This window comes from Pseudomonas parasichuanensis (assembly GCF_021601385.1).
GTDB classification, from domain to species: domain Bacteria; phylum Pseudomonadota; class Gammaproteobacteria; order Pseudomonadales; family Pseudomonadaceae; genus Aquipseudomonas; species Aquipseudomonas parasichuanensis.
Window position 1 is genome coordinate 58,624 of record NZ_BQHO01000028.1, and the last position, 26,846, is coordinate 85,469.

Below are 26,846 nucleotides of genomic sequence, written 5' to 3' on the forward strand. Positions count from 1 at the left end.
GTGGATTTAGCGGTTGCCGTGGGATTTGTTGTAGCAGTACCGGCCAGCATTACCTCTGTAGGAGCGGCCTTGTGCCGCGGATGGGGTGCGCAGCGCCCCCGGCATTCTAAGCGCCTGTCACATCCAGGGGCCGCTGCGCGACCCTTTCGCGGCACAAGGCCGCTCCTACAACGATGAAGCCAACGCCGATCACTTGGCCGAGCGCGCCGGCACATTCAACCACACCCGCAACCCATCGGCCTGGCTGTCGAAACGCAGGCTGCCCGCGCAACGCTGGGCGATGGCCTGGACGATTGCCAGGCCCAGGCCGCAACCGCCGCTCTGGCTGTTGCGCCAGAAGCGTTCGGTGAGGTGTTCGAGGTCTTCCTGGGCAATGCCCGGGCCATGGTCGCGCACCATGAAACCCACCTGCCCGTCCTGCGCCTGCACTTCCAGCTCCACCGCTGCATCGCCGCCGTGGCGCAGGGCGTTGTCCAGCAGGTTGCGCAGTGCCGCCACCGCCAAGGGCGCGGGCATGCCGAGGTAGACCTTGGCCGCCTCATCCGGCAAGCGCAGCAGAATGCGCCGGTTATCACCACCGCCTGCGTCCTGGACCGCCTGCAAGGCCACCTGTTCGGCGCTGCACTGCACCCCATCGTCGAACGACAGGCTGCCCTCGACCCGCGCCAGCATCAACAACTGCTCAAGCGTGCGGTGCATGCGGTCGGTGCCCTGCTCGGCATGCTCCAGCGCCTGCTCGCGTACCGCGCCGTCGGTCATGCGGGCCACCTGCAGGTGGGTCTTGATTGCGGTCAGTGGGCTGCGCAATTCGTGGGCGGCATCGTCGGTCAGGCGCCGCTCGCGCTCGAGGGTCTGGGCGATGCGCAGGAACAATTGGTTCTGGGTGTCGAGCAGCGGCTGCAACTCGCTGGGCAGGCCCGCCACCTGCAAGGGCTCGACACTGTCGGCGCGCCGCCTGCGCAACGCGTCGCGCATGCGGTTGAGCGGTTCCAGGCCCTTGCCCAGGCCGATCCACAGCAGCCCCAGGCTGCCCAGCAAGGCCATCAACACCGGCGCCGAGGCGGCCAGCAGGATCGACTGGTTCAGTGCCTCGCGCTCCTGGTGGCGGTCAGCCGTGGTGATCCGCACATCGCCGTGGTTGTAGGTGAAGGTGCGCCAGGAAGCGCCTTCGATGGTCTGGTCGCGAAAGCCACTGCGCTGGTCGTCCATCGCCCCGTCGTGCTTGTGGTTGCTGGCCAGCACCTCACCGCGCAGCGAGCTGACCTGGCAGGCCATGCCATCCGGCACGCTCAGCTGGTCGGCGGCAAAATGCGCCTCCTCGCCCTTGGCCGCCAGTGGCTGCGGCAACTGGTCGACGAGCCCGGCCACCATACGTGCCGAGGCCACCAGGCGCTGGTCCAGCGAGAACATCATCTGCTGGCGCAGGTCGCGCAGCATCCACGCCGCCGCCAAGGCCCAGATGACGATGAACACACTGCCGAGGATCAACGACAGCCGCACCCGCAGGCTCATGATGCAGCCCCCTCCGGCGCCTGCGCCGGCCCCAGCCGATAGCCCAGCCCGCGCACCGTCTCGACGATGCCATTGCCCAACTTGCGCCGCAGGTGGTGGATATGCACGTTCAAGGCGTTGCTCTCGACCTCGTCGCTGAAACCGTAGACGCAGTCCTTGAGCTGTTCGCTGGACAGCACCCGCCCGGGGTTCTGCAACAACGCCTGCAACAGCGCCTGCTCGCGTCGCGACAGGTCGACCGGCTGCCCGGCCAGGGTCGCCATGCAGCTGCTCGGGTCATAACACAGCGGGCCATGCTCGATCACGTTCACCGCCCGCCCCGCCACCCGACGCACCAGGGTGTGCAGGCGGGCTGCCAATTCGCGCAGGTCGAAGGGTTTGAGCAGGTAGTCGTCGGCGCCAGCCTGCAGCCCGTCGACCCGGTCGCTGACCGCGTCCCGCGCGGTCAGCACCAGCACCGGCAGTGCCTCGCCCTGTTGGCGCAGGCGGCGCAGCAGCTTCAGGCCGTCCTCGTCGGGCAGGCCCAGGTCGAGGATCATCACATCGAACTGTGCAGCCTGGAGCATCTGCCGCGCCTGCGACGCATTGCCCACCCGGTCGACGGTGAAACCCTGGGCCGCGAGCCCGGCGCAGATACCGCTGGCGATCAGGTCGTCGTCCTCGCAGAGCAGAACGTGCATGGTGGGGGCTCCTGGGATGGGGAAGCAGGTATTGCACAAGGCGGTGATTAAGGGGGGATTATGACGCTTGCCCGGGATTTCGTCGTGGCCACAATCGCGGTTTAACCTTCAGTTAATACCCCCCGGCCAGCATGGCCGCATTCCAAGCTCTGCCAAGGCGTCGACATGCGTGTGCTCCTGCTCTTCCTGACATTCCTGCTCGCCGGCCCGCTCCAGGCCAACCCGTTTGCCGCCAAACCGGATTTCCTGCCGGTGAACCAGGCCTTCGTGCTGACCCACGACCGCCTCGCCGACGGCCAGGTGCGCCTGCATTTCCAGATCCAGGACGGCTACTACCTCTACCAGAAGCGCCTGAAGTTCGACGGCCTGCCGCCCGAGCAGCACCCGCAATTGCCCCAGGCTGAAAACCACCACGACGAGTTCTTCGGCGACAGCGCGGTGTACCGCACCGAGCTGGAGCTGCTGTTGCCGGCCAACGCCAGCGGCGAGTTGCGCCTGGGCTGGCAAGGCTGCGCCGACGCCGGGCTGTGCTACCCGCCGCAAACCACACCGATCGCCCTGGGCGGCACGCAGGCGCCGGCGGCCGACCAGGCCAGCGACCAGGCCCTGGCCGGCACGCTGCAACAGAGCACCCTGGCCTGGAGCCTGCTGGCGTTCTTCGGCCTGGGTCTGCTGCTGGCCTTCACCCCTTGCTCGCTGCCGATGCTGCCGATCCTCGCCGGCCTGGTCATGGGCAATGGCGCCAGCGCCCGCCGTGGCTGGGTACTGGCCGGCGTGTATGTACTGAGCATGGCGCTGGTGTATGCCGCGCTGGGAGTGGTCGCCGCGCTGCTGGGTGCCAGCCTGCAGGCCTGGTTGCAGCAGCCTTGGCTGCTGGGCAGCCTGGCGGCGCTGTTCGTGCTGCTGGCCCTGCCGATGTTCGGGGCCTTCGAGCTGCAGTTGCCGGCGGCCCTGCGTGATCGCCTGGACCGCGCCGGGCAAGGCACCCGCGGCGGCAATCTGTATGGCGCGGCACTGCTCGGCGCCTTGTCGGGGTTGCTGATGGGCCCGTGCATGACCGCGCCATTGGCGGGCGCGCTGCTGTACATCGCCCAGAGCGGCGATGTGCTGCACGGTGCGCTGGTGCTGTTCAGCCTGGGGCTGGGCATGGGCGTGCCGCTGCTGTTGCTGGTGACCCTGGGTAATCGCTACCTGCCACGCCCGGGCGCCTGGATGAACCTGGTCAAGGGCCTGTTCGGCTTCGTGTTCCTGGCCATGGCCCTTTACACCGTACGCACCCTGCTGGCCGAGCCCTTGCTGCTGGCCCTGGCCGGCGCGTGGCTGATCGCCCTGGGCTGGGCCGCCTGGCCGGCCCTGCACCGTTTGCCAGCCCTGCGCGCGGTGCCGCTGCTGGGCGCCCTGTGGGGTGGCCTGCTGTTGGTCGGTGCGGCAGCGGGTGGCAGCAACCTGTGGCAGCCGCTGCAGCCCTTCGCGGGCACGGCCAATAGCGCCGCCCAGGCCAGCGCCCATGACGCCTTCGTCACGGTCAAAAACCCCGCCGACCTGCAGCGCGAACTCGATGCCGCCAAGGCCCGTGGCCAGTGGGTGCTGGTGGACTACTATGCCGACTGGTGCGTGTCGTGCAAGGTCATGGAGAAACAGGTGTTCGGCCGTGCCGATGTACTGGCCAGCCTCGACGGCGTGCACCTGCTGCGCCTGGATGTCACCGCCGACACGCCGGCCAGCCGCGAACTGCTGCAGCGCTACCAGGTGCCAGGCCCGCCCAGCCTGATCTGGGTCGGCCCGGAAGGCGATGAACGCCGCGCCCGGCGAATCACCGGCGAAATCGACGCCGCAGGCTTCCTGCAACACTGGGCCCAGACCAGGAGCCAAGGCTGATGCTGACCGTCACCCTCGGGCCATTGACCATGGCCCTGAACCACTTGCTGTTGCTCGCTGCGCTGGGCATTGCCTGCCTGGTCGGCTGGCGCGTGGCCAAGCGCGGTGGCGAGAACCCCGAGTCGGCGTTGTTCAATGTGTTTTTGCTGGGCTTGCTATGCGCCCGCCTGGGCTTCGTCCTGGCCTACTGGCCGATGTACCGCGACGAACCGCTGCAAGTCATCGATATCCGTGACGGTGGCTTCCTGCTCTGGGGCGGCCTGTTCGGCATCGTGCTGGGTGCACTCTGGCAAGGCTGGCGCCGCCCCGGCCTGCGCCGCCCACTGGGTTGGGCGCTGGCCAGCGGCGCCCTGTTCTGGGTGCTGGGCGGCCTGGGCAGCCACCTGTACAGCAAAGGCACCGAATTGCCGCAGTTGACCCTGCGCGACAACCGCGGCCAGGCAGTGGCGCTGCACGATTACCGTGGGCGCCCGCTGGTGATCAATATCTGGGCTACCTGGTGCCCGCCGTGCCGCCGCGAAATGCCGGTGCTGCAGCAGGCTCAGCACGACTACCCCCACGTGACCTTCCTGTTCGTCAACCAGGGCGAAACGCCCGAAAACGTCAGCACCTTCATGGCCACCACCGGCCTGATGCTGTCCCACGTGCTGTTCGACGGCACCGGCGAGCTGGCACGCAAGGTCGGCTCCATGGCCCTGCCCACCACCCTGTTCTACAACGCCGAAGGGCGGCTGGTCGGCAGCCACCTGGGCGAGCTGTCGCGGGCCAGCCTGCGCCACGCCCTGGAACCCTTCGACCGCGCCGACGCGCCCGCCCCACAAGGAAACTGACATGCGCTTGAATGCCCTGCTGCCCCTCACCCTCGCCCTGCTGGCCGCCCCCGCGCTGCAGGCAGAAGAACTGCCCAAGGCGATCCAGCAACTGCAAGCCAAGGGCGCGGTGATCAAAGGCAGCTTCGATGCCCCCAATGGCCTGCGCGGCTACGCCGCCGAGTACCAGAACAACGGCATCGCCCTGTACCTCACGCCCGACGGCAAGCACGTGCTGGTCGGCAGCCTGTTCGACGAGCAAGGCAAGGACCTCAGCGCCGAGCCGCTGGAGAAACTGGTGTACGCCCCAATGAGCAAGGCGATCTGGGCAAAGATGGAAAAGACCGCCTGGATTGCCGACGGCAAGGCCGACGCACCGCGTATCGTCTACCTGTTCAGCGACCCCAACTGCCCGTACTGCAACATGTTCTGGCAGCAGGCCCGGCCGTGGGTCGAGTCGGGCAAGGTGCAACTGCGCCATATCATGGTCGGCATCATCCGCGAGGACAGCCCGGGCAAGTCCGCCGCCCTGCTCGCCGCCAAGGACCCAAGCAAGGCCTTGCTGGCCCATGAGTCGGCGGGCAAGGCGAGCACGCTCAAGGCGCTGGAGAAAGTGCCGGAAGCGGTGCAGAAGAAGCTCGAGGGCAACCAGGCGTTGATGGAAGAGCTGGGGCTGGCAGCGACGCCGGCGATTTTCTTCCAGGATGAGAATGGGCAGTTGCAGAGCCAGCAAGGGGCGCCACGGCCGGAGATGCTGGGCAAGATCCTCGGCAAGCGTTGAATGGTCGCAGTCCTGTGCCGGCCCCTTCGCGGGTAAACCCGCTCCCACAGATACGCCGCTGGATTGAAGATTGCGGTGTACCTGTGGGAGCGGGTTCACCCGCGAAGGGGCCAACGCGGATTTCCCGACTAAGTCAGAGCGCCTCCAGCTCCGCCATCAGATCACTCAACCGATCCACCTTGTCCTCATCCAGCGCACTGCCCTGCAGCCCCTGCACGTAAGCCGCCAACTCCTCCACCGTGCTGCACTCGAACATCGCCCGCAGCGGCACGTTGAGCGACAACGCTTTCTGCACCCGCGAGGCGATCTGCGTGGCCAGCAGCGAATGCCCGCCCAACTCGAAGAAGTTGTCGCGCACCCCTACCCGCTCGGCCTTGAGCACGTCGGCCCAGATGCCGGCCAGGGTCTCTTCCAGCTCGCTGCGCGGCGCCAGGTAGTCCTGGCTGTGCTGGCCGCCGATATCGATGGCCGGCAGCGCCTTGCGGTCGAGCTTGCCGTTGGCATTGTGCGGCAGGCTGCCGAACCAGCCCCAGTGCAGCGGCACCATGTACTCCGGCAGCTCGGCACGCAGGCGTTGCTTGAGCTGGTCGAGCAGCGCGGCATCGGCCTCGACACCTTGATGGGCCACCAGGTAGCCGACCAGGTGCTTGCCGTTGACGCCTTCCTGCACACCCACGGCGGCATCGCGCAGCTCGGGCTGTTCGTGCAGGCGCGCCTCGATCTCGCCCAGCTCGATGCGGTAGCCGCGGATCTTCACCTGGTGGTCGATACGGCCGACATATTCCAGCACCCCGTCCGGGCGACGACGCGCCAGGTCACCGGTGCGGTACAGGCGTTCGCCCGGGGCACCGAACGGATGCGGGATGAAGGCCTGGGCGGTGCGCAGCGGGTCCCCCACGTAACCGCGGCCCACCCCGGTACCGGCGACGCACAGCTCACCCACGGCACCCAGCGGCACCAGTGCCTGGTCCTCGCCCAGCAGGTACAGGCGGTTGTTGTCGGTCGGCGTGCCGATCGGCAGGTAACTGCCCTGGGTCGATTCGAGATCGACGCGGAAGAACGCCACGTCATCCGAGCACTCCGCCGGGCCATAGGCGTTGACCAGGCCGATGGCCGGGTAACGCTGCAGCCACTGTGCGGCCAGCTCCGGCGGCATCGCCTCGCCGGTCGGCAGCATCCAGCGCAGGCCGTCCAGCGCCTGGTGATCGTTGGCCAGCATGCCCTGGATTAGCGACGGCACGCTTTCCAGCACGGTGATGCCGGTGGCCTGCACATGGGCCAGCAAGCCTTGCGGATCATGGGCGATGGCGTTCGGCACGATCTCCACCGTGGCGCCGAACAACGGCGCGGCGAGGAACTGCCAGACCGAGATATCGAAGCTCTGCGACGCGGTCTGGGCGATCACATCCCGCTCGTCCAGCACCAGGTACGGCACCTTGCTCAGCTGGTTGTTGAGCATGCCGCGCTGCTCGACCATCACGCCCTTGGGCAGGCCGGTAGAGCCGGAGGTGTAGATCACATAGGCGAGGTTGTCCGGCGCACTGTGGATGCCCGGGTTGTGGCTGGCCACGTTGCTCGCCTGCACCTCTTCCCACACCAGCAGTTTCGGCCGGACCGCGCCGGCCACTTCGTCGAGCAACTGGCGCGCCTGTTCGGCGCAGGCCGCGCTGCACACCAGCACTGGCGTACGGCTCAGTTCGACGATGCGTTGCAGGCGTGCCGACGGCAGGCCTGGGTCCAGCGGCAGGTAGCCGGCACCGGCCTTGAAGCTGCCGACGATCATGCCCAGCAGCGCCAGGCCACGCTCGGCCAGCAAGGCCACCGGCTGGTCAATGGCCACACCGGCCGCGACCAGGGCGTGGCCCAGGCGGTTGGCCGCCAGGTTCAGCCCCGCGTAGTCGAACGACGCCTCCAGGCAACGGGCGACGGTGCGCTGTGGATGCGCAGCAACCCGTGCCTCGAACTGCGCGACGTAGCTCTGCTCCAGGGCATAGGCGTGCTCGGTGCGGTTGCAGTCGTCCAGCAGGAAGCGCTGTTCATCCGCGCCGAGCAGCGGCAGTTCACCCACCTCACCTTCGAAACCGTCCACCAACGCCAGCAGCAGGCGCTTGAACTCGCCCAGCAGGCGCTCGACGCTTGGGTAGTCGAAGTAACGCTGGTCGAACGACAGGTGCAGGCCCAGGTCGTCGCCCGGGTAGCACACCGCGGTCAGCGGGAAGTTGGTGTGGGTACGGCCCGAGTCGGAGCTGGCGTTCAGGTGCTGGGCATGGTCGAGCACGGCGGTTTCCACCGGGGCGTTCTCGAACACGAACAGGCTGTCGAACAGCGGCTGGCCCTTGGGCAGTTCGCTGCACTCCTGGATCGCCACCAGCGGCAGGTATTCGTACTCGCGCAGCTGCATGTTGCGGTCGAGCAAGCCTTGCAACCACTGGCGCACGCTGCGGCGCTCACCCGGCTGCGGCAACTGCACGCGCAGGGCAATGCTGTTGATGAACAGGCCGACCGTGCGCTGCATCTGCGGCAGGCTCACCGGGCGCCCGGCCACGGTCACGCCGAACACCACGTCGCGCTCGCCGCTGCAGCGGGCCAGGGTCAGGGCCCAGGCCGCCTGGGCGAAGGTGTTGACCGTCAGCTGGTGGGCCTGGGCCAGTTCGCGCAGGCGGGCACCTTCGGTGACGTCCAGGCGGGTGTAGCAGTCGCCGACCACCATGCCGTCACCGGCATGATCATGGCGCAGCGGGCGGTCACTGGGGATTGCCGTGGCACGTTCAAAACCGGCCAGGTTGGCCTGCCACCACTGGCGCGCCTCGCCCAGGTCCTGGCGTTGCAGCCAGCCGATGTAGTCGCGGTAGCGCGGCGGCACCGGCAGCTGGGCCTGGCGGCCTTCACCGAGGGCCTGGTAGAGCTCGAAGAAGTCGTTCATCAACAGCGAACGGCACCAGGCATCGATCAGGATGTGGTGGTTGCTCATCATGAACCAGTAGCGCTCATCGGCCACGCGCACCAGGCGCAGGTGGAACGGCGCCTCGCGCAGCAGCTCGAAGCCGGCCTCGCGTTCCTGCTTGTGCAGGGTTTGCAGGCGCTGTTCCTGGGCGTCGTCGTCGAGGCCGCGCCAGTCCTGGTAGTCCACCGGCGTGTTGCCGGCCTTGTGGATGATCTGCAGCATCGCTTCGCCGGCGTTCCAGCTGAACGAGGCGCGCAGCGCTTCGTGGCGGGCGACCACGGCCTGCCAGGCCTGGGCGAAGCGCTCGGGGTCGAGGGCACTGTTGATGCGGTAGCGGTCCTGCATGTAGTACAGGCCGGTGCCCGGCTCCAGCAGGGTGTGCAGCAGCAGGCCTTCCTGCATCGGGGTCAGCGGGTACACGTCCTCGATCTGCGCGGCGGGCACCGGCAGTGCGTCGATCTGCTCCTGGGTCAGTTGCGCCAGGGGGAAGTCCGACGGGGTGAAGCTGCCGTTGCCATCGGCCAGGCAGTGGCCGACCAGCGCCAGCAGTTCCTGGCGATAGGCCTCGGCCAAGGTGGCGATGGTGGCCTCGTCGTAACGCTCGGCGCTGAAGCTCCAGCGCAGTTGCAGGGCACCGCCGTACACCTGGCCATCCACACTCAGCCAGTTCGGCAGCGACGCGTCCAGGTCCTGGGCCAGGCCTGCCGGCGCATCCAGTGGCTGGAACAGCGCGGCCTGGTCGAACTGCTGGTCGAACTGGCCGAGGTAGTTGAAGGTGATGCGTGCCTGGGGCAGCGCCGCCATGCGCTCACGGCCGGCGTCATCGGCCAGGTAGCGCAGCACGCCATAGCCCTGGCCTTTGTGCGGCACCTGGCGCAGTTGCTCCTTGATGCGCTTGATCGATGCTGCGCGGGCCACCTCGCCTTCGGCCATGTCCGGGCTCAGGCTGAGCGGGTAGGCGTTGGTGAACCAGCCGACGCTGCGGGTCAGGTCCATGTCTTCGAACAGGCCGTCGCGGCCATGGCCCTCAAGCTGCACCAGCACCTGCTCGTCACCGCTCCAGCGGCACAGGGTGCGCGCCAGCGCGGTCAGCAACAGGTCGTTGACCTGGGTGTGGTAGGCCGCCGGCGCTTGTTGCAGCAACTGGCGGGTCTGCTCGACATCGAGTTCGATGGCAAGGCTCTGGGCATGGCGGTGCAGGTTGCCGCCCTGGGGGTGATCGCAAGGCAGCTCGTGGCGCGCGTTGCCCAGCTGGTTTTCCCACCAGCCCAGCTCGTCGCGCAGTGAATCGCTGCCGGCGTAGCTGGCCAGGCGCGCGGCCCAGTCGCCCACGGCGTGGGTCTTGGCGGTCAGGGTTTGCCCGCGATACAGCGCTTGCAGGTCTTCGAGCAGCACACGCCAGGACACACCATCGACCACCAGGTGGTGGATCGCCAACAGCAGGCGCTGGGCGCCCTGCCCGTTGCTGACCAGCAAGGCGCGCAGCAGCGGGCCCTGCTCAAGGTCGAGGCTGCGCTGTACGTCGCTGTACAACGCCTGGCAGTCGTTGAAGTCGGCCACGGTAGCGGTCCACAGCAGCGGCTGGTTGTGCGGCTGGGCGTATTCGCCCTGCCAGCGGCCCTGGGCCTGGCTGAAGCGCAGGCGCAGGCTGTCGTGGTGCGCCACCAACGCGGCCAGGGCCTGTTCCAGTTTTTCCGCCTGCAGCGGCTGGCGTGCTTCGAGCAGCACGGCCTGGTTCCAGTGCTGGGGTTGCGGCACTTCGCTGTCGAAGAACCAGTGCTGGATCGGCGTCAGGCCGCTGCGCCCCTGGCGCGGGCCTTGCTCGATGTCGCTCGGTGCTTCGCTGCGGGTGACTACCGCGGCCAGGGTCTGGATGGTCTGGTGCTGGAACAGGTCGCGCGGGGTGAACTGCAGGCCCAGCTGGCGGGCGCGGCTGACCACCTGGATCGACAGGATCGAGTCGCCGCCCAGCTCGAAGAAGTTGTCCTGCACGCCGATGCGCGAAACGTTGAGCACATCACGCCAGATCTGCGCCAGTTGCGTTTCCAGCTCGTTGGCCGGGGCCTGGTAGTGCTGGCGCGCCTGCTCAAGGTCCGGCGCCGGCAGCGCACGGCGGTCGAGCTTGCCGTTGCCCATCAGCGGCAGGCTGTCGAGCAGCACCAGGTGCGCAGGCACCATGTAGTCCGGCAGGTGCTGGCGGGCATCGGCCTTGACCGCTTCGCGCAGCGCGGCCTGGGCCTCGCCGTCGGCGCTGGCCTGTTTGCACACCAGGTAACCCACCAGCTGCTTGCCGCCCGGCAGGTCGAGGGCCAGGACCACGGCCTCGTCGACATCCGTGTGTTCCTGCAGGCGGCTTTCGATCTCACCCAGCTCGATGCGGAAACCGCGGATCTTCACTTGCTGGTCGGCACGGCCGACGTACTCCACCAGGCCATCGGCGCGCAGGCGCACCAGGTCGCCGGTGCGGTACAGGCGCCCGCCGTCATGGCAGAACGGGTCGGCGACGAAGCGCTCGGCGCTCAGGCCCGGGCGGTCGTGGTAACCCTGGGCCAGGCCCGCGCCGCCGACGTACAGCTCACCGATACCGCCTTGCGGCAGCAACGCCAGGTCCTCGTCGAGGATGTACGCGGTACGGGCACCGATCACCCGGCCAATCGGCACACTGCCGGCGTCGCCGGGCATCTCGTCCGGGGCCAGGCAGGCCAGCGGCATCACCACGGTTTCGGTCGGGCCGTAGGCGTTGAAGAACTGCTGCGGGGCGAACGCCTGGCGAATGCGTTGCAGGTGCTCGCCGGTCAATGCCTCGCCGCCGGTGATCACCAGGCGGACCGGCAACTGCTCGCCCTGCCCGGCCAGGTACTGGGCCAGCTGGCTGCCGTAGCTCGGGGTAAAGCCGAGGATGCTCACCTGCTGCTCGCGCACCAGCTGGCAGATCTCTTCGGCGCCCCATTGGCCCTGGGCACGCAGCACCACGCGGGCACCGCACAGCAGCGGCGTCAGCAGGCGTTCGCTGGCGGCGTCGAAGTTGATCGAGTAGAAGTGCAGCTCGCAGTCGTCGCTGCGCATGCCGAACTCGGCGATCACCGCCTGGCAGTGCATGGCGATCTCGCCATGGCTGACCACCACGCCCTTGGGCTTGCCGGTGGAGCCGGAGGTGTAGATCAGGTAGGCCTGGTGCTGCGGCAGGTTGAGGTTGTCCAGCGGCGCGTCGCTGTAGGCGGACAAGCGCGCGGCATCGTCCTCCAGGTTCCAGCTGACCACCCCGGCGGGCAACTCGCCCAAGGTTTCAAGCAGGCTGCGCTGGCCGATCAGCACGCCCAGGCGGCTGTCTTCGATCATGTAGCGCAGGCGGTCGAGCGGGTATTCCGGGTCCAGCGGCACATAGGCGCCACCGGCCTTGAGGATGGCCAAGAGGCCCACCACCATTTCCAGCGAACGCTCCAGCGCCAGGCCCACCCGCACCTGCGGGCCGACACCGCGCTCGCGCAGGGCGCGGGCCAGGCGGTTGGCCTGCTGGTCGAGTTCGGCGTAGCTCAGGTGCTGGCCTGCGAAGGTCAGCGCCAGCGCGTCGGGGGTGCGTTCAGCCTGGGCCGCAAACAGGCCATGGAGCGTCTGGTTCAGCTCGAAGTCCTGCTGCCCCTGCAACTGGCCCACCAGCACCTGCTGCTCGGCCTCGGCCAGCATCGGCAGTTCGCACAGGCGCTGCGCCGGGTTGTCCAGCAGCGCTGCCAGCAACTGCTGCCAGTGTTCGGCCATGCGCGCGATGCGCGGTTCATCGAACAGGTCGCGGCTGTAGGTGAAGCAGCAGCCCAGGCGGCCATCGAGGTCGGTGACTTCCAGGTACAGGTCGAACTTGGTGGCGCTGGCATCGTTCAGCAGGTAGTCCACCTGCATGCCCACCAGTTCCCGGCTTTGCTGGAAGGCCCAGCGCTGCACGTTGCACATCACCTGGAACAGCGGGTTGTAGGCGCTCGAACGCGGCGGCTGCAGCGCTTCGACCAGCTGGTCGAACGGCAGGTCCTGGTGCGACTGGCCATCGATGATGGCGGTGCGCACCTGGTCGAGCAGCGCGTTGGCGCTCATCTGCCCGTCCACCTCGCAGCGCAGCACCTGCGTATTGAGGAAGGCGCCGATCAGCCCTTCGCTTTCCGGGCGGATGCGGTTGGCCACCGGTGCGCCGATGCGCAGGTCGCGCTGGCCGCTGTAGCGGTGCAGCAGGGCGGCCAGGGTGGCGGTCATGGTCATGAACATCGTCAGGCCGCGTTGGCCGTTGAAGGCATGCACGCGCTTGACCAGTGCCGGGTCGAGGTCGAAACGGTACAGCTCGCCGCGGTGGCTCTGCACCGCCGGGCGCGGGCGGTCGGCCGGCAAGGCCAGCACCGGGTGCTCGTCGCCCAGGCGCTCTTTCCAGTAAGCCAGCTGGCGCGCGCCCTCGCCGCTTTCCAGCCACTGGCGCTGCCACACGCTGTAGTCGAGGTACTGCACCGGCAGCGGCGCCAGCGGCGATTCGCGCTCGTCGACGAAGGCTTCGTAAAGCTCGCCCAGTTCGCGGGCGAAGATGTCCATGGCCCAGCCTTCGGTGACGATGTGGTGCAGGGTCAGCACGAAGTAGTGCTCGCGCTCGCCGGCCTTGACCAGGCAGGCACGCAGCAGCGGGCCGCGTTCCAGGTCGAACGGCTGGTGCGCCTGGTCGTCAGCCAGTTGCTGCAGGCGTTGTTGGCGGGCATCGTCGGGCAAGGCACTGAAATCGTGCCATTGCAGTTGCAGGTGGCTGTCGTCGTCCACGCACTGGTAAGCCTTGCCGTCGATGCTCGGGAAGGTAGTGCGCAGGGTTTCGTGGCGCACGATCAGCGCCTGCAGGGCGCGCTCGAAGGCGTCCACGTGCAGCACGCCCTTGAAGCGGGCCATGCCACCGACGTTGTAGGCCGGACTGTCCGGTTCCATCTGCCAAAGGATCCACATGCGCTGCTGCGAGTACGACAGCGGCACGGCCCGGCGGCGGTCGACCCGGGCGATGGTGCCTTGCAGGTTGCGCTCGCCGTTGTCGCGCAGGCGGGCGATCTCGGCGCAGAACGCGCCCAGCTCGCTGGCCTCGAACAGGGCCTTGAGCGGCAGTTCGACGTCCAGCGCCTGGCGGCTGCGCGAGACGATCTGGGTGGCCAGCAGCGAGTGGCCGCCGAGGGCGAAGAAGTCGTCGTGCAGGCCCACCTGCGGCAGGTTCAGCACTTCGCGCCAGATCGCGGCCACCTGCTGTTGCAGTTCGGTTTGTGGCTCGACGTGTTCACGCTGCTGCCACACCGGCGCTGGCAGTGCCTTGCGGTCCACCTTGCCGCTTGGGCCGATAGGCATCTGTGCCAGGTGGATGAGTTGCGCCGGCACCATGTAGGCCGGCAGGCGCTCGGCCAGTGCGGCAAGCACGCTGGCGGTCTGTTCGATGCCGCTGTAGTAGCCGACCAGCTGGGCGCCGACGGCGTCCTTGTGGATCAGCACCAATGCCTGTTCCACGCCCGGTTGCGCCAGCAATACCGCCTGCACTTCTTCCGGTTCGACGCGGAAGCCGCGCACCTTGACCTGCTGGTCGAGGCGCCCGAGGTACTCCAGGGATTCGCTGCGCACGTGCCAGCGGGCACGGTCGCCGCTGCGGTACAGGCGTGCGCCCTCACCGTCCGGCTGTGGCACGAAGCGCTCGGCGGTCAGGCCGGGGCGGCCAAGGTAGCCACGGGCAAGGCCCGCGCCACCCAGGCACAGCTCGCCCGGTACGCCTGGCGGGGTCAATTCGAATTCATCGTCCAGCACCCGGCACAGCACGTTGCCCAGCGGGCGGCCGATCGGCGAGCGCTCACCGTCGCTGGCCTGGCAGTGCCAGTGGGTAACGTTGATCGCGGTTTCGGTCGGGCCATAGCGGTTGTGCAGCTGCACCTGGGGCAGTAGCTGCAGCACGCGGTCGCGCAGGGCCGCGCTCAGCGCCTCGCCGCCGGAGAACAGTCGGCGCAGGCTGGTGCAGCCAGCCGCCAACGGCTCTTGCACGAACACCTGCAGCAGCGGCGGCACGAAGTGCAGCGTGGTCACGCTGTGCTGCTGGATCAGCTGGGCAATGCGCTGCGGGTCGCGGTGCTCGCCGGGGCCGGCCAGTACCAGCTTGCAGCCAGTGATCAACGGCCAGAAGCACTCCCACACCGACACGTCGAAGCTGATCGGCGCCTTCTGCATCAGCACGTCGTTTTCACCCAGCGCGTAGGCCTGCTGCATCCACTGCAGGCGCTCGGCCAGGGCGCCATGGGTGTTGCCCACACCCTTGGGCTGGCCGGTGGAGCCGGAGGTGTAGATCACGTAGGCGAGGTTGTCGCCGTGCAGGTGCAGGCCCGGGGCCTGGCTCGGCCAGCTGTCCAGGTGCAGCTGGTCGAGGGCGATGGCACTCACGCCGTCAACCTGCGGCAGGGTTTGCAGCAGGCCACTGTGGCTGAGCAGCAGGCCGGCGTTGCAATCCTTGAGCATGTAGGCCAGGCGTTCGGCCGGGTAATCGACGTCCAGCGGCACATAGGCACCGCCGGCCTTGAGGATGGCCAGCAGGCCCACCAGCAGTTGCGGCGAGCGCTCGAGGGCGATGGCCACGCAGGTGTCCGGGCCGACGCCCTTGTCGCGCAGGTAGTGGGCCAGGCGGTTGGCCTGCTGGTGCAGCTCAGCGTAAGCGAGCTGGCCGCCGTCCCACACCAGCGCGGTGCGCTCGGGGGTCAGTCGGGCCTGTTCGTTGAGCTGCTCGACCAGCAGCTGTTGTGGCTGCGCGGCCGGAGCCTGGCCCCAGTTCAGCAGTTGTGTGCGGCTCGGTTCATCGAGCAGTTGCACCTCACCCACCGCCAGGTGCGGCTGGGCACAGACTTGTTCGAACAGCGCCAGCAGATGGTTGGCCAGGCGCTTGACGGTGGCCGCCTCGAACAACCCGGCGGCGTAGTCGAAGGCCAGGGTCAGGCGGCCCTGGTGGTCCTCCTCGCTGTGCAGTTGCAAGTCGAACTTGGCCTCGCGGCTGTGCCACGGCAGTTCCTCGGCCAACAGGCCGGGCAAACGGCGCAGCGCCGAAAGGTCGCGCTGCTGATGGTTGAACATGGCCTGGAACAGGCCCTGCTCGCGCGCCTGGGGCAGCGCCTCGACCAGTTGTTCGAACGGCAGGTCCTGATGGGCCTGGGCGTCGAGAGTGGCCTGGCGCACCTGGGTCAGCAGTTGCGCGAACGGCAGGCGGCCATCGAGTTCGGCACGCAGCACCTGGGTGTTGATGAAGAAGCCGACCATGCCCTGGGTTTCCAGGCGCGGGCGGTTGGCGTTGGGCACGCCGACGCGGATATCACTTTGGCCGCTGTAGCGGTGCAGCAGCGCCTGCCAGCCGGCCAGCAGCACCATGAACAGGCTGGCCTGCTGGTCGCGGGCCAGGTCCTTGAGGGCAGCGGCGAGTTTGGTCGACACCTTCAGGCTGTGACGCGCGGCGCGGTTGTGCTGCTGGCTGGCGCGGGGCTGGTCGGTGCACAGGTCGAGCACCGGCAGCTCATCGCCCAGGGCGTTCTTCCAGTAATCGAGCTGGCGGGCGCTTTCGCCGTCGGCCAGCCACTGGCGCTGCCAGGTGCCGTAGTCGGCGTAACCCAGCGGCAATTCGGGCAACGCTACCTGGCCTTGTGCTGCGTACAGGCGGGCGAACTCGTCGAGCAGGATATTCAGCGACCAACCGTCGGCGACGATGTGGTGCAGGGTCACCCACAGCTGGTGCTCTTCGTCGTCAAGGCGGGCAAGGGTCACCCGCAGCAGCGGGCCCTGGCGCAGGTCGAACGGCCGCTGCGCTTCGTCTTCGCGGCGCGCGGCCACTTCGGCGGGCTCCAGCCCTTCGAGGTCGCAGTGCTGGAGGCTGAACGCAAGGCTCGGCAGGATGCGCTGCACGGCCTGGCCATCGACCTCGTCGAACAGCGTACGCAGGGATTCGTGGCGGGCCACCAGGGCCTGGAAGCTGGCCTGCAGCGCGGCCTGGTCCAGCTCGCCGCGCAGGTGCAGGCCGGCGGGGATGTTGTAGGCGGCGGACGCAGGCTCCAGTTGCCACAGCAGCCACAGGCGGTTCTGCGCCAGCGACTGTGGCAGGGCTTGATCGCGGCCCTGGGTGGCGATGGTGCCGGCGGCGCTGGCACCTTCGGCGATGATGGCCGCCACGGCAGCGCTGTACTCGGCCAGGGTCGGTGCTTCGAACAGGGTGCGCAGGTTCAGCTGGATACCCAGTTCGTCGCCAAGGCGCGCGGTCACCTGGGTGGCGGCGATGGAGTTGCCGCCCAGCAGCAGGAAGTGATCATCCGCCGCCACGGCCTCGACCTTGAGCAGCTCGCGCCAGATACCCGCGATGCGTGCCGGCAGGTCACTGCCCGCGACGTCTGCGCTGTGCTGCGCTGCGACAGACGGGAAGCGTGCGTAGCAATCCAGGCTGCCGTCGTTCATGCGCAGGCGGCAGGCCGAGCGCTGCAGCTTGCCGCTGGAGGTCTTGGGCAAGGCGCCGGGGTTGAGCAGCAGCACCACCGCCGGGGCCTGGCGGCAGGCGTCGGCGATCACTCGGCGCAGGGTGTTGATCAGTGCCTCGGGCGTGTGCGCCTTCTGCACGTTGCGGCTGATCTCCACCGCCACGCCGATGCCCTCCTCGCCCTGGTCGTCGACGGCGAACACCGCCACCCGGCCTTTGCGCAGCACGTCCACTTCACGCTCCAGGGTCTTTTCCAGATCCTGCGGGTAGAGGTTCTGGCCACGGACGATGAGCATGTCTTTCAGCCGGCCGGTGACGAACACTTCGCCGTCGCGCATGAAGCCCAGGTCGCCGGTGCGCAGCCAGGTCTGGCCATCCCTCTCGACGAAGGTGCGGGCGCTGGCTTCGGGGTTGCGCCAGTAGCCCAGGGCGATGCTCGGGCCGCCGGCCCAGATCTCGCCGACCTGGTTGTCGCCCAGCACCTGCATCTGCTGCGGTTCGACGATGCACACGGCGTGGCCTGGCTGCGGGTAGCCGCAGCTCATCAGCACACTGCCCTGACCCGGCACGGCGCGGTTGGCGGCGAAGGCCTCGGCGTCCAGTTCCAATGCGCCGATGCCCTGGCCACGGCGGCTGCCGCTGACGAACAGGGTGGCCTCGGCCAGGCCATAGCTGGCGAAGAAGCTGCTGGCCTGGAAGCCGCAGCGGGTAAATTTTTCGGCGAAGGTGTCGAGGCTGTCCTGGCGGATCGGCTCGGAGCCGGAATAGGCCACGCGCCAGCGGCTGAGGTCGAGCCCGGCCAGGGCGGCCTCGCTGACCCGCTCGCTGCACAGGCGGTAGGCGAAGTCCGGACCGCCGCTGATGGTGCCGCCGTACTCGCTGATGGCCTGCAGCCAACGCTGCGGCCGGGCGAGGAAGTAACCCGGCGACATCAGCACGCAGGGCACGCCGCTGAAGATAGGTTGCAGCAGGCCGCCGATCAGGCCCATGTCGTGGTACAGCGGCAGCCAGCTGACGATCACATCGTCGGGGTTCAGGTCGATGCCGAAGCCCTGGCGGATCAGCTGTTCGTTGGCCACCAGGTTGCCGTGGCTGACCTGCACGCCCTTGGGCAGCGCGGTGGAGCCGGAGGTGTACTGCAGGAAGGCGATATCGTCATGGGACAGCGCAGGTTCACGCCACTGTTCGGCCAACTGTGGGTCGAGACTGTCCACGGCCAGCAGGAGCGGGGCATTGTCCCCGACCAGCGCTTCCAGGCCCTGCAAGCTGTCACACAGCGCCTCTACCGTCAGCAGCAGGCGCGGCTGGGCGTCGTCGATGATCGACAGCAGCCGTTCCTGGTGGTGCTGGCGGGCAGACTCCGGCGGGTAGGCCGGCACCGCGATCACCCCGGCATACAGGCAGCCGAAGAACGCCGCAACGTAGTCCGGGCCGCTGGGGAACAGCAGCACGGCACGCTCACCGAATCCGGCACGGGCCTGCAACGCGGCGGCAATGGCGCGCGCGCGGTGGTCGAGGTCCCGGTAGCTGAGCACCGCCTGCTCGCCTGGCGCATCGGCCAGAAAGCGCAAGGCGATGCGCTCCGGGGTCTGCTCGGCGCGTTGCGCCAGGGCCTGGACCAGCGAGTGCGGGAGTTCGAAGGCGTCCGTCATGGAGTGTTCCTGCCAGTGTCTGGTTGAGTCGTGCCGAGGCTGTGCCACGCCAGCTTGGCGGGCAGCGCTGGGCAGCCGGATGTACACAGGGGAACGGATGGACAGGGGAAGAAATTAGCCCCGCCGGGCTGCAGGCAGAGGTGCTGGGGCCTGCGACGGTTTGAAGCAGTTCACAGCGTTTGGCTTAGAACCAGATGGAATGCTAAATCATTAACTTTCGTATTTGACAATCATTATCATTATGCATAGTTTGTCGCACGTCGTAGGAAGCCTCCCAACGGGACGTGCTCCCTTTCCCCTCTGAGACAAGGTGAAAATTCCATGGCGGAACAACTGTCCACAAGTAAGTGCGATTCACCACTGCTCCAGGCGTTCGTCGACAACCGCAGCATCCTGGTCAAGATCGCCGCGCGCATCACTGGCTGCCGTTCACGCGCCGAGGATGTGGTGCAGGACGCGTTCTTCCGGCTCAGCGCCGCGCCGCAGATCACCTCGTCGTTCAAGGCCCAGCTCAGCTACCTGTTCCAGATCGTGCGCAACCTGGCCATCGACCACTACCGCAAGCAGGCCATGGAGTTGAAGTACTCCGGCAGCGAGGAGGAAGGGTTGAACGTGGTCATCCAGAACGCCTCGCCCGAAGCCACGCACATCAACCTGGCGACCCTCGAACACATTGCCGATGCGCTCAACGAGCTGCCCCAGCGCACCCGCTATGCCTTCGAGATGTACCGCCTGCATGGCGTGCCGCAGAAGGACATCGCCAAGGAGCTGGGGGTGTCGCCGACGCTGGTCAACTTCATGATCCGCGATGCGCTCATCCATTGCCGCAAGAGCAGCCGCCAAGCCTGAAATCCCTGGGGTCGCTTCGCGCCCCTATCGCGGCACAAGGCCGCTCCTACAGGGAATCACACTGTCCTGTAGGAGCGGCCTTGTGCCGCGATAGGGCCGCAAAGCGGCCCCTGCTGCATCACACCAACTGGCACCGATCGAAGAACCGCTCCCGCCCCAGGATCATCAACGCCGCCCGCTTGTGCGGGAAATCGAACGCTTTCTCGCAGTGGAAGCACTGGTCGTGCATGTAGCCGATCATCTTGCCGTTGTCGGCACGCGGCTCGGCCACCACCCGCTGGGTGCGCGGGTCGTCGAGGAACAGGTAGTGCACCAGCGCCGACAGCCAGCTGGCGACCTTGTGCGGACCGCGATGTGTCTCCTCGCCCACCAGCATGTGGATGCCACGGTCGTAGTCGTCGGCCGGGTAGAACGGCGCGATGCGATCCTCCTTGGCCCAGTACGCTTCGAAATAAGCGAACGGCTCGTCGTCGAAGCAGCCGATCAGGGTCAGGGTGTGCGGATCTTGCTCAAGCTTGGCCAGGTATTCGCGGTGCTGCTCGAGCGAGCCACCTTCCTGCCAGAACTGCTCCACGCGCGGGTTGTTCTGCCAGCGGTTGAAGCGTTCGAGGTCCTGGCTGATTTCCAGGGTGCGCAGCGACACCCAGGCCCCCAGACGCGCATCGAAGCGTCGGTACACCTCACCCCGTGGCTTGGGTGCCCGGCGCGGGTGACGCTTGCCGTTGCTCAACTGCATTTGCTGCGGATAGACCCCGGCCAGGGACTCGCCGAGCCACGGCTGGGGCAGTTGCCAGAACAGCGTGCGTTCGCACAGGTAACGACCCGGCGCCGCATCAGGCAGCAACAGGCCACTGGCGACGGCCTGGGGTATCGGTTGCGGCAGGTGCCAGGCCAGGCGCTGGCAGGCCGGTTCGCGTGACAACAGCCAGTAGCAGGCAGCCCACAGCGCCTGCTCCGGGCGCTCGGGGCAGATCTGTTGCAGGTGGGCTTCGAGGGTGTCGCCCGGCACCAGGCGCAGGCTGATGAGGGGGCGTCCTTCCAGGGTCAGGCTCAGGCGGCAATCGCCTTCGTCGGCCTGCAGGCTGCGCCAGCGTGGCGCGCAAGGGGGCGTAGCGGCATCGAACGGCATGTCAGGGCTCACAGGAAATGAAAGAAAGGCTCACTCCTGAGAACGTCTGCATGCCGAGGCAATTTAGTCGCGGGGCGCTTCGACGGTGATCTTGTAGGGCTGGAAGATGCGCAACAGCTCACCGTTCTCGCGCAGTCGGCGCAACAACCCGGTGAAACCTTCGGCGCTGATGGGGGCGTCCGGACGCAGCAGCGCGTAATGGTGGTAGACCTGGTCGACCCGCTGCGAGGCCATCAGCTGGTTGAGGCTGGCAGGGTTGCGTTTGAGAAAGTCGCTGAGGTACGAGCGGGTCACCAGGGCGATGTCGGCACGCCCGCGCTCGACCATGGACAGGTTGCTGTCGTGGGAATAGGTCAGGGTCGCCTGAAAGCGTTGCCTGAGCAGCGCCGGGTCGGGCTCGAAGTCGGCGAAGGCATAGTGGTAGCCGTTGAACAACGCCAGGCGCTTGCCGTGCAGGTCATCGAAATAGTGCTGGTCACGCCCCGGCTGCTGGCGCGTGACGAAGATCTCGGCATCCTCCAGCCCCATGTCCACGGTCGTGTGCGCGATGCCCTGCCACCCCCATTGCGGGTTCTCGAAAATCGCCATGTCGGTGCGGCCTTGCTGGAAGTCGCCGAAGCGCCGGGGGATCGAGGTGGGCACCAGTACGAAGCGGTAGTCGGCCTGCAGCGCGTTCAACGCCTCCACCAGCTGTGGCAGCAGGCCGGTATCGGCGCCCTGCTCCGGGCGAACGGTATAAGGCGGGAAATGCGCCGCACCAATCTTCACCTCGACCGCCTCGCCCGCCCACGTCGCCGCCGTCAGCGACAACGCGGCGAACAACAACACAAGGCAGGACAGCTTGAGGCTGGGCAGAGGGATCAAGTCGGGACACTCGTCACGGGTGGTGGCCTGGATGCGCCTAAGCTAGGCGTTTTCCCAGGCGTGCACAACCGCCGGATATGCCAAAGTGCCAGCGGATGCCGCGCGCCGCGACATTGGCTACCCTTTACGGGCCCGCCGGTGAGAAGGCGGGCTACCGCGTATTGATAGGGAGCCTGGCATGGGCCACTGGTTGGTGATCGACCTGGAAGCCACCACCGACGACGGCGGCTGGCCGGTCACGGAGATGGAAATCATAGAAATCGGCGCGAGCCTGGTCACCCGTGAAGGGCGCGAGGTGGACCACTTCCAGCGTTTCGTACGGCCCCGGCGGCGGCCGCAGCTGACGCCGTTCTGCCGCGAGCTGACCCATATAAGCCAGGCCGATGTCGATGGCGCCGAGCCCTTCGGCACGGTGTGGGGCGCCTTCGAACGCTGGCTGGGTGAGCACCAGGCGCAGCTGCAGGCCTGGGTCAGCTGGGGCGACTACGACCGCAAGCAACTGCTGCAGGAGTGGCACCTGCATCACCAGCGCAGCCTGCTCGAACAGTTGCCGCACATCAACCTCAAGCAGCGCTTCGCCAAGGCCCGCCACCTGCAGCGGCCGGCTGGGCTCAACAGCGCCCTGCAACTGGCCGGGCTGCAGTTCAGCGGCCAGCAGCACAGGGCCCTGGAAGATGCGCGCAACACTGCCCGGCTGCTGCCGTTGAGCCTGCCGGCGGGCGGCGCCTGAAACAGATGACGCAAGGGCGGGCCTTGGGCATACTGGCCAGCCCTTTTTTCATCCCCTTTTCAGGAGTCGCCCATGTTCAAGGTCAATGAGTACTTCGATGGCACCGTCAAGTCGATCGCCTTCCAGGGTACGGAAGGTCCGGCTACCGTTGGCGTGATGGCCCCGGGCGAATACGAGTTCGGCACCGCCAAGCGCGAAATCATGCATGTGGTTTCCGGCGCGCTGATCGTCAAGCTGCCGGGCAGCGACAACTGGGAAACCTTCAACGCCGGCGACAAATTCAATGTGGCCGCCGACAGCAAGTTCCAGTTGCAGGTGAAGGTCGATACCGCCTACCTGTGCGAGTACCGCGACTAAGCGATAGCCTGCACTGGCCTCTTCGCGGGTGAACCCGCTCCCACAGGTACAGCACAGCCTTTGAGATCTGAGGGCACCTGTGGGAGCGGCGGTTCGCCGCTGCGATTTACCCGCGAAGAAACAGACACTATTTCAACAAGAACCCCGCCACCTTCTCCGCCGCCGCCTGCAAGTGCTGCGCATGGCTGAACCCCGAAGCCTTCAGCGGCTTCAGGTCATGGTCCGCCGCCACCAGCCAGCTCACTTCGATCGCTGGCGATAGTTCATACCCCTGCACCGCTTCCCGATTGCCCAGGGCATCACGCTCCCCCTGGACGATCAGCGTGCGCGTGCGCAACCCGGCCAGGTGCTCGACGCGCGGCTTTTCCGGCTTGCCCACGGCATAGAACGGATAGCCCAGGCACACCAGCGCATCGGCACCGAGTTCGTCCGCCAGCAGGCTGGCCATGCGCCCGCCCATGGACTTGCCGCCAATGGCCAAAGGCCCCGCGACCAATGGTCGCACCTGGTTGTATACATCCCGCCAGCAGTCGAGCAGCACCTTCTGCGGATTGGGCGGGCGCCGGCCCCCGTCGACACGCCGTTGGGCCATGTACGGAAACTCGAAGCGCACCACCCCTACCCCAAGCCCGGCCAGCCTTTGCGCCATGTCGTCCATGAAGCCGCTGTCCATTGGCGCGCCCGCGCCATGGGCCAGGATCAGCCAGCTGTTTTGCCCTCGTTCGCCCGCGATTCGCGGAGGATCGCAGCGCAAGCCTGGGGCATTTGCAATCTGCGCCCATTGATCCCCGTCAATACCGGCACTTTGCCCATTAATCATGCTTGCCTCGCTGTCTAGCCTGCCTATAACCGTGGATGGGAACCCATACATGAACACAACCAGCAGTACCGCCTACAACTATCAGGTGGTCCGCCAATTCGCCATCATGACGGTGGTGTGGGGCATCGTCGGGATGGGGCTCGGCGTCTTCATTGCCGCCCAGCTCGCCTGGCCCGCCCTCAACCTTGACCTGCCGTGGACCAGCTTCGGCCGCCTGCGACCCTTGCACACCAACGCGGTGATCTTCGCCTTCGGCGGCTGTGCCCTGTTCGCCACCTCGTATTATTCGGTGCAACGCACCTGCCAGACCACCCTGTTCGCACCGCGCCTGGCCGCGTTCACGTTCTGGGGCTGGCAACTGGTGATCCTGTTGGCGGCGATCAGCCTGCCGCTGGGCTACACCAGCTCGAAAGAGTACGCCGAACTGGAATGGCCGATCGACGTCCTGATCACCATCGTCTGGGTCGCCTACGCCGTGGTGTTCTTCGGCACGCTGATGAAGCGCAACACCAAGCACATCTACGTGGGCAACTGGTTCTTCGGCGCCTTCATCCTCACCGTGGCGATCCTGCACATCGTCAACAACCTGGAACTGCCGGTGAGCCTGACCAAGTCGTACTCGGTGTACGCCGGGGCCACCGACGCCATGGTGCAATGGTGGTACGGCCACAACGCCGTGGGCTTCTTCCTCACCGCCGGCTTCCTGGGGATGATGTACTACTACGTGCCCAAGCAGGCCGAGCGCCCGGTGTATTCGTATCGCCTGTCGATCGTGCACTTCTGGGCGCTGATCACCCTGTACATCTGGGCCGGCCCGCACCACCTGCACTACACCGCGCTGCCGGACTGGGCGCAGTCGCTGGGCATGGTGATGTCCCTGGTGCTGCTGGCCCCGAGCTGGGGCGGCATGATCAACGGCATGATGACCCTGTCGGGCGCCTGGCATAAGCTGCGCAGCGACCCGATCCTGCGTTTTTTGGTGGTGTCGCTGGCGTTCTACGGCATGTCCACCTTCGAAGGCCCGATGATGGCCATCAAGACGGTCAACGCCCTGTCCCACTACACCGACTGGACCATCGGCCACGTGCACGCCGGCGCCCTCGGCTGGGTGGCGATGATTTCGATCGGCGCGCTGTACCACACCATCCCCAAGGTGTTCGGCAAAGAGCGCATGTACAGCCTCGGGCTGATCAACGCGCACTTCTGGCTGGCGACCATCGGCACCGTGCTGTACATCGCCTCGATGTGGGTCAACGGCATCGCCCAGGGCCTGATGTGGCGCGCGGTCAACAGCGACGGCACGCTCACCTACTCGTTCGTGGAAACCCTGGTGGCGAGTCACCCCGGCTTCGTCGTGCGCTTCGTCGGCGGTGCGATCTTCCTCAGCGGCATGTTCCTGATGGCCTGGAACACCTGGCGCACGGTGCGTTCGCCAAGCGTCGTGGAAGCCCCTGCCAACGCCCAGCTGGCTTGAGGAGTAGAGCCTGATGAACCATGAAGTCGTTGAGAAAAACATAGGCCTGATGGCGCTGCTGATGGTGTTCGCCGTCAGCATCGGTGGCCTGACCCAGATCGTCCCGCTGTTCTTCCAGGATGTCACCAACAACCCGGTGGAGGGCATGAAGCCCTATACCGCCCTGCAGCTCGAAGGCCGCGATATCTACATTCGCGAAGGCTGCGTGGGTTGCCACTCGCAGATGATCCGCCCGTTCCGCGCCGAGACCGAGCGCTACGGCCACTACTCGGTGGCCGGCGAGAGCGTGTGGGACCACCCGTTCCTGTGGGGTTCCAAGCGCACCGGCCCGGACCTGGCCCGCGTGGGTGGCCGCTACTCCGATGACTGGCACCGCGCGCACCTGTACAACCCGCGCAACGTGGTACCGGAGTCGAAGATGCCGTCCTACCCGTGGTTGGTGGCGACGCCGGTCGACAACAGCCACACCGACGTCAAGCTGCGCACCCTGCGCACCCTGGGCGTGCCGTACACCGACGAGGACATCGCCGGTGCCCGCGACGCAGTCAAGGGCAAGACCGAGATGGACGCGCTGGTCGCCTACCTGCAGGTGCTTGGCACCTCGATCAAGAACAAGAGGTGAGTGCGATGGAAATGGACATCGGCATGATCCGTGGCCTGGGCACCCTGGTGGTGATGATCGCCTTCATCGGCTTGTCGCTCTGGGTATTCAACCGTCGCCGCGACCGTGATTTCGCCGAAGCGCGCCTGCTGCCCTTCGTCGACGACCGCCTGCCCCCTGCCGGGCAGGAACCTGCCATTAGGAGTAACGGGCAATGACCACCTTCTGGAGTACGTACATCAGCGTACTGACCCTCGGCAGCCTGATCGGCCTGACCTGGCTGCTGCTCGGCACCCGCAAGGGCCAGAGCAGCGACACCACCGACCAGACCATGGGCCACAGCTTCGACGGCATCGAGGAGTACGACAACCCGCTGCCCAAGTGGTGGTTCTGGCTGTTCGTCGGCACCCTGGTGTTCTCGGTGGGCTACCTGATCCTGTACCCGGGCCTGGGCAACTGGAAAGGCATCCTGCCCGGCTACGAGAACGGCTGGACCGGCGTCGACGAGTGGAAAAAGGAAATGGAAAAGGCTGACGCCAAGTTCGGCCCGATCTTCGCCAAGTACGCCGCCATGCCCGTGGAAGAAGTGGCCAAGGACCCGCAGGCACTGAAGATGGGCAGCCGGCTGTTCGCCTCCAACTGCTCGGTGTGCCACGGTTCCGACGCCAAGGGTTCCTACGGTTTCCCCAACCTGACCGACAAGGACTGGCGCTGGGGCGGCGAGCCGGAAACCATCAAGGCCTCGATCATGAATGGCCGCCACGGCGTGATGCCGGGCTGGGCCACGGTGATCGGCGAGCAGGGCGTGGCCGATGTGGCCGCCTTCGTGCTCACCAACCTCGATGGCCGCAGCCTGCCGGCGGACGCCAAGGCCGATCCGGCCAAGGGCAAGGAGATCTTCGCCAGCAACTGCGTGGCCTGCCACGGGCCGGAAGGCAAGGGTACCCCGGCCATGGGCGCACCGAACCTGAACCACCCGCAAGCGTTCATCTACGGCTCGAGCTTCGCCCAGTTGCAGCAGACCATCCGTTACGGCCGCCAGGGCCAGATGCCGGCGCAGCAGGATATCCAGGGCAACGACAAGGTCCACCTGCTGGCGGCGTATGTGTATAGCCTGTCGCAGGATCAAGTGCCTGAAGCTGTAACCGCCAAGTAACGCCTCTTCGCGGGTGAACCCGCTCCCACAGGTACCGCGCCGCCATTGAAGGTACGCCCCACCTGTGGGAGCGGGTTCACCCGCGAAGGGCTGCCCAGCAGCCCTTCGCGGGTGAACCCGCTCCCACA

General features: G+C 67.1%; 16 protein-coding genes. 10 read left to right on the top strand and 6 right to left on the bottom strand.

The window, feature by feature from the left end; all coding sequences use genetic code 11:
• Window positions 1-189 precede the first annotated feature (189 nt).
• Both L6D77_RS20350 and L6D77_RS20355 read right to left on the bottom strand, forming a co-directional pair.
• A complete protein-coding gene (locus tag L6D77_RS20350; protein WP_236170115.1) occupies window positions 190-1,512 on the bottom strand; it encodes an ATP-binding protein in 1,323 nt (440 codons plus the stop codon).
• Window positions 1,509-2,192 (bottom strand): response regulator, encoded by a 684-nt coding sequence (locus L6D77_RS20355; RefSeq protein ID WP_236170116.1) that lies wholly within the window; start codon window positions 2,190-2,192, stop codon window positions 1,509-1,511. Before L6D77_RS20355 ends, L6D77_RS20350 begins: the two co-directional genes overlap by 4 nt.
• A gap of 165 nt (window positions 2,193-2,357) precedes the next feature.
• On the opposite strand from L6D77_RS20355, the gene dsbD reads away from it, so the two are divergent.
• From dsbD to dsbG, 3 genes are read left to right on the top strand one after another with little or no spacing between them, the layout of a single operon-like run.
• Window positions 2,358-4,070, top strand: coding sequence for a protein-disulfide reductase DsbD (gene dsbD, locus L6D77_RS20360; RefSeq protein ID WP_232883862.1), 1,713 nt, complete (start codon window positions 2,358-2,360; stop codon window positions 4,068-4,070).
• Window positions 4,070-4,900 carry a TlpA family protein disulfide reductase gene (locus L6D77_RS20365; protein ID WP_232883861.1) on the top strand — a complete coding sequence of 277 codons (831 nt, stop codon included), beginning with the start codon at window positions 4,070-4,072 and terminating at the stop codon, window positions 4,898-4,900. The genes dsbD and L6D77_RS20365 overlap by 1 nt, the downstream gene beginning before the upstream one ends.
• Window position 4,901: 1 nt before the next feature.
• Window positions 4,902-5,660, top strand: a complete 759-nt coding sequence (dsbG, locus tag L6D77_RS20370) for a thiol:disulfide interchange protein DsbG (protein WP_232883860.1) — start codon at window positions 4,902-4,904, stop codon at window positions 5,658-5,660.
• A gap of 133 nt (window positions 5,661-5,793) precedes the next feature.
• On the opposite strand, the gene L6D77_RS20375 is transcribed toward dsbG, so the two are convergent.
• Window positions 5,794-18,738 carry a non-ribosomal peptide synthetase gene (locus L6D77_RS20375; protein ID WP_232883859.1) on the bottom strand — a complete coding sequence of 4,315 codons (12,945 nt, stop codon included), beginning with the start codon at window positions 18,736-18,738 and terminating at the stop codon, window positions 5,794-5,796.
• A 321-nt stretch (window positions 18,739-19,059) separates the two neighbouring features.
• Here L6D77_RS20375 and L6D77_RS20380 point away from each other — a divergent pair, with 321 nt between their 5' ends.
• Complete coding sequence (locus tag L6D77_RS20380; protein WP_232883858.1) at window positions 19,060-19,587, top strand: RNA polymerase factor sigma-70; 528 nt, start codon at window positions 19,060-19,062, stop codon at window positions 19,585-19,587.
• Between the two features lie 118 nt (window positions 19,588-19,705).
• Here the strand turns inward: L6D77_RS20380 and L6D77_RS20385 are convergent, their stop codons facing one another.
• Window positions 19,706-20,716 carry a GNAT family N-acetyltransferase gene (locus tag L6D77_RS20385; RefSeq protein ID WP_232883857.1) on the bottom strand — a complete coding sequence of 337 codons (1,011 nt, stop codon included), beginning with the start codon at window positions 20,714-20,716 and terminating at the stop codon, window positions 19,706-19,708.
• A gap of 63 nt (window positions 20,717-20,779) precedes the next feature.
• Window positions 20,780-21,580: a substrate-binding periplasmic protein gene (locus tag L6D77_RS20390; protein WP_373870610.1), complete on the bottom strand. Its 801-nt coding sequence runs from the start codon at window positions 21,578-21,580 to the stop codon at window positions 20,780-20,782.
• A 178-nt stretch (window positions 21,581-21,758) separates the two neighbouring features.
• Here L6D77_RS20390 and L6D77_RS20395 point away from each other — a divergent pair, with 178 nt between their 5' ends.
• Together L6D77_RS20395 and ppnP are read left to right on the top strand one after the other, a co-directional pair.
• Window positions 21,759-22,310: a 3'-5' exonuclease gene (locus L6D77_RS20395; protein ID WP_232883856.1), complete on the top strand. Its 552-nt coding sequence runs from the start codon at window positions 21,759-21,761 to the stop codon at window positions 22,308-22,310.
• A 72-nt stretch (window positions 22,311-22,382) separates the two neighbouring features.
• Window positions 22,383-22,667: a pyrimidine/purine nucleoside phosphorylase gene (gene ppnP / locus L6D77_RS20400; RefSeq protein WP_232883855.1), complete on the top strand. Its 285-nt coding sequence runs from the start codon at window positions 22,383-22,385 to the stop codon at window positions 22,665-22,667.
• A 127-nt stretch (window positions 22,668-22,794) separates the two neighbouring features.
• On the opposite strand, the gene L6D77_RS20405 is transcribed toward ppnP, so the two are convergent.
• Window positions 22,795-23,487, bottom strand: coding sequence for an alpha/beta family hydrolase (locus tag L6D77_RS20405; RefSeq protein WP_232883854.1), 693 nt, complete (start codon window positions 23,485-23,487; stop codon window positions 22,795-22,797).
• A 49-nt stretch (window positions 23,488-23,536) separates the two neighbouring features.
• Between L6D77_RS20405 and ccoN the strand changes: the two genes are divergently transcribed.
• Genes ccoN through ccoP form a run of 4 tightly spaced genes read left to right on the top strand, consistent with a single transcriptional unit; the run spans window position 23,537 to window position 26,718 of the window.
• Window positions 23,537-24,961, top strand: coding sequence for a cytochrome-c oxidase, cbb3-type subunit I (ccoN, locus tag L6D77_RS20410; protein WP_232883853.1), 1,425 nt, complete (start codon window positions 23,537-23,539; stop codon window positions 24,959-24,961).
• A gap of 13 nt (window positions 24,962-24,974) precedes the next feature.
• Entirely contained in the window at window positions 24,975-25,583 is a 609-nt protein-coding gene (gene ccoO, locus L6D77_RS20415; protein WP_232883852.1) for a cytochrome-c oxidase, cbb3-type subunit II, read from the top strand.
• Window positions 25,584-25,588: 5 nt separating this feature from the next.
• The gene (locus tag L6D77_RS20420) at window positions 25,589-25,780 is read left to right on the top strand and encodes a cbb3-type cytochrome oxidase subunit 3 (protein WP_232883957.1); all 192 of its coding nucleotides are present in this window, start codon (window positions 25,589-25,591) and stop codon (window positions 25,778-25,780) included.
• Window positions 25,777-26,718: a cytochrome-c oxidase, cbb3-type subunit III gene (ccoP, locus tag L6D77_RS20425; protein WP_232883851.1), complete on the top strand. Its 942-nt coding sequence runs from the start codon at window positions 25,777-25,779 to the stop codon at window positions 26,716-26,718. Before L6D77_RS20420 ends, ccoP begins: the two co-directional genes overlap by 4 nt.
• The last annotated feature ends 128 nt before the right edge of the window (window positions 26,719-26,846 follow it).